Consider the following 3,726-nt stretch of genomic DNA (forward strand, 5'->3'; position numbering starts at 1 on the left):
TCGACTGATCGAAGAGAAACGCATCGACAACCTGACGCGCCGTTTCAGCTACAACCTCGGCGGTCATCTGACCCGCGTCGATGAAACCGGCTACGGCGACCGCGCCGAACGGCCACAGCGCAGCACCGAATTTGAGCGCGATGCGATTGGTCGCTTGCTGGCCAAGGTTAATCAGGATGCGCGGCAGGATTACAGCTATGACGACGCAGATCGGTTGCTCAGCATCCATCGGCTGCCTTCTAGCATTGGCAAAAAACTGGGCGTGGAGGAAGAGACCCTCGACTTCAGTTATGACCCGTTAGGTCGTTTGACAAAAGAAACCACACCGCAAGGTGCGCTGGCTTACGAGTACGATCCGCTCAGTAACCTGACCACGCTAACCTTGCCGACGGGCCAACACCTCAATCATCTGTACTACGGCAGCGGTCACCTGCACCAGATCAACCTCGACGGGCAGCTCATCAGCGACATGCAGCACGACGACCTGCATCGCGAAGTTTTTCGTACACAAGGCAAACTCACCAGTTGCTTTGGTTACGACGCCATGGGCCGCAAGTGCTGGCAGTTTGCCTCAACGTTACCCGCCGAAAAGCTTTCCCGCGTATTGGGTAAAGAAAGCCCACAGTTGCTGGTGGAGCACGCCTACAACCCTATTCACCGTCGCTATCAATACGATCCAGCCGGCGAACTGACCCGCACCCTCGACAAGCTGCGTGGCGAGATCAAATACGAATACGAAGCCAACGGCCAGTTGCACAGCCGCGACACCGGCAAACTGGTGGACAGCGAAAAGTTTCGTTACGACGCTGCGGCGAATCGGCTGAACTTCAACACCAGTCAGTTTGACCACGTCAAAGACAACCGCATCAAACAATGGCGCGAACAGGAGTACAGCTACGACGCTTGGGGCAATTTGATCGAAAAACGTAGCGGCATCGTCAAGCTGCAGACGTTTACCTACGACTGCGAAAACCGGCTGGTGCGTGCTGAGACGATGGTGAATAGCCAAATTGAATGCGTTGGCACTTATCAATACGACAGCCTGGGAAGACGCGTTGCCAAGCAGTCCGAGTTCAACCATGAGCCTCAGCGCAACGAGCGAAAAACTTTCCTCTGGCAAGGCCTGCGGGTGCTGCGCGAAGAAGCGCCGGAGCAGAGCAGTCTTTACGTCTATGAACCGGGTAGTTATGCGCCACTGGCCCGTGTCGATCAGCGAGAAGGTGAAAAAGAAAATACGCTTTATTACTTCCATACCGACCAGATCGGTACGCCGCTTGAGATGACGGACGTTGAAGGCCAGATCGTTTGGCAGGCGACGTATAAGGCGTGGGGTGCGCTGGAAAAGCTTGAGATAAACGAGGTTGAACAGAACCTGAGATTTCAGGGGCAGTATTTTGATGATGAGACCGGGCTGCACTACAATACGTTTCGGTACTACGATCCGGAGACTGGGCGGTTTATAACGCAGGATCCGATTGGGTTGTCCGGTGGTTTTAATCTTTACCAATATGCTCCTAGTGCGGTCGGTTGGATTGATCCATTGGGATTGATGTGCGGGAGCAATACATACAGTGGTGTTAGGAACGCTTCAGCTTACTTAAAAAAACAGGGAATGGCTCGAAAGTACAGAAAGCAGACATTACAATCGTTTGAAATCGACTCCATAAAAGTTCGGCGTGCGACAGAAAGCGAGTATGGGCTAAGATACTATGATGATATTAGCGCCAATGCCAAAGGTCGCTATCTTTTTGAGTCCTTTCCTGCTACCAGAGAGAGCCTTGCTTTGAAGACTGATTGGAATCAAATGTCGCATATTTCACAGTTTAAAGTGACTCCAAAATCAGTCATCATAGAAGGCAAAGCATCGGCGCAAGGCTTAGGCTTGCCCGGTGGGCAAACGCAAAAATATATCACCGACCTGTCTAATTTGGTATCTCCATGAAAGAGTACATGCAAGAAGCTACTATAAAAAAAATCAGGCTCGCAATTAGCGCTTTAGAAGTTTCTATTGTTGAGGGTAACGAGGCGTTGCGTGGCATCATATCTGCTGAGCGGCTGCTCGAGTTCAAGAGTGTGTTCAATGAGGTGTTATCTCTGTTGAGTCAAAATACGTTGCCACCGAAGAGTCATCGCCACTTGGGTATTGCTCATATTGTCGTAGATCAATGGCCGATTAATTTGGAGCTTGGAGAAATCCTTATTGATGCTGAGCAGTCATACGTTGAGCTATGAAAGTCCATTGAAGTTATCGTTGCCTCACTGCCTCTTAATTTTGGGACTTTTCAGTAGAGTGGTGCCGTTTTCACATTCCCTATATCGAGATTCTCAGTGCAATATGGCGCAACGCAATAACCTACCTTGGTAGCCAAATCTAGGGTTTGTCTGAAAAGTCGCTTTCGCTAGAATGATGCCCTCTGGTTGCCAGGAGAGCCGTCATGACAGGCCGTTATGAAATTTCATCTGAGCGTTGGGCGATCATTGAAGCCATTGTTTCCCCTCCTCAACACATGGGGCGGCCAAGGCGCGATGATCGTCAGATGCTTGATGGAATCTTCTGGATTTTGTGCTCTGGCGCCAAATGGCGGGATCTTCCTGAACGTTTTGGGCCTTGGAAGACCGTTTACCAGCGCTTCAGGCAATGGCGTGACAACGGCACGTTCGAGCAGGTTCTGCGCCACCTTCATCTTCGTTTGCGAGAAGACGGGTTCATCGATCTGGATACCTGGATGGTCGATTCCACGTCAATCCGGGCCACCCGGGCTGCCAGCGGTGCTGGAAAAAAAGGGGCCCGCAGGAACCGCAACACCACTGTCTCGGCCGAAGCAGGGGCGGACTGACCACCAAAATACCCCTCGCCTGCGACAGTCATGGCTTCTCGCTGTCCATCATGCTGTCGCCCGGCGAGCAGGCTGACTCGCGCTACTTCATGCCGTTGCTGGATCAGATCAGCCTTCCTGGCAGCAGGGGTCGCCCGCGCAAGCGTTGCCGTTATGTGCTTGCCGACAAGGGTTATGACAGCCAGGTTATACGTCAGTACTGCGACCGCTACGGCATGCAGCCGGTGATTCCGCTGCGCAAGATGCATCGCAAGCCTCGACCCGGCCTGCCTCGGCTGTTTGACAGGCCTCAGTACAAAAAGCGCAACGTTATTGAGCGGGTGTTCAGTTGGCTTAAGGAAAAACGTCGGATCTGTACGCGTTACGACAAACTGGCCAGCAGCTTTAAAGCCATGGTCACACTGGCCTGCATCGAAAGATGCTTGCGGGCTGACTTTTCAGACAAACCCTAAAGCGTGTAGATCGACTACTGCGGTAGACATCAGTCAAGATTGGTTTATAAGTCTCTTTGCTGCCCTTAAACTGTAATCGCTCCATGAACCCCACATTCCAAGCGCTTATCTGATGCTCGATGCTGTGCTCCCGATTCCTTCAGGAGCCCGTTAGCCATGATGCGTCCCGACGCAAAAGTCGAAAAAGTCGAAAAAGTATATCTGTACCCCAAGCCCGTCGACTTCCGAAAGTCCATCAACGGCCTCGCTGCCCTGGTCGAGTTGGACATCAAGGTCGCCGTCTTCGACCCGGTGCTTTTTGTCTTCCTCAACAAACCGCGCAACCGCGTGAAGATCTTGTACTGGGGTGTGTCACGAACGCTGACGTCAGTCAGCGATGCTGTATCAAAGATGGGAGTAGGTCTCCCGGAGTCTGCTTGCAGGAGCTGGCTTCAAAC

4 protein-coding genes are annotated in these 3,726 nt (G+C 52.3%); all 4 read left to right on the forward strand.

The genetic code is table 11. The features are described from left to right. The coding region (locus EC915_RS24570) for an RHS repeat domain-containing protein (RefSeq protein WP_256658836.1) at positions 1 to 1,942 on the forward strand (1,942 nt) is incomplete at its 5' end. 8 nt (positions 1,943 to 1,950) lie between these two features. After that, on the forward strand, positions 1,951 to 2,232 hold the full coding sequence (locus EC915_RS24575; protein ID WP_133753052.1) for a hypothetical protein: 282 nt from the start codon (positions 1,951 to 1,953) through the stop codon (positions 2,230 to 2,232). A gap of 203 nt (positions 2,233 to 2,435) precedes the next feature. Beyond that, positions 2,436 to 3,289, forward strand: a protein-coding gene (locus tag EC915_RS24580) for an IS5 family transposase (protein WP_133753053.1) whose coding sequence is annotated in 2 segments (ribosomal slippage) — positions 2,436 to 2,784 and positions 2,784 to 3,289 — 855 coding nt in all. Because the reading frame shifts where the segments join, the coding sequence is not laid out codon by codon here. A gap of 156 nt (positions 3,290 to 3,445) precedes the next feature. Next, a partial coding sequence (gene tnpB, locus EC915_RS24585) for an IS66 family insertion sequence element accessory protein TnpB (RefSeq protein ID WP_256658837.1) occupies positions 3,446 to 3,726 on the forward strand: 281 nt, incomplete at its 3' end.

Origin of the sequence: Pseudomonas sp. LP_7_YM (assembly GCF_004364435.1) — a bacterium.
Lineage (GTDB): Bacteria > Pseudomonadota > Gammaproteobacteria > Pseudomonadales > Pseudomonadaceae > Aquipseudomonas.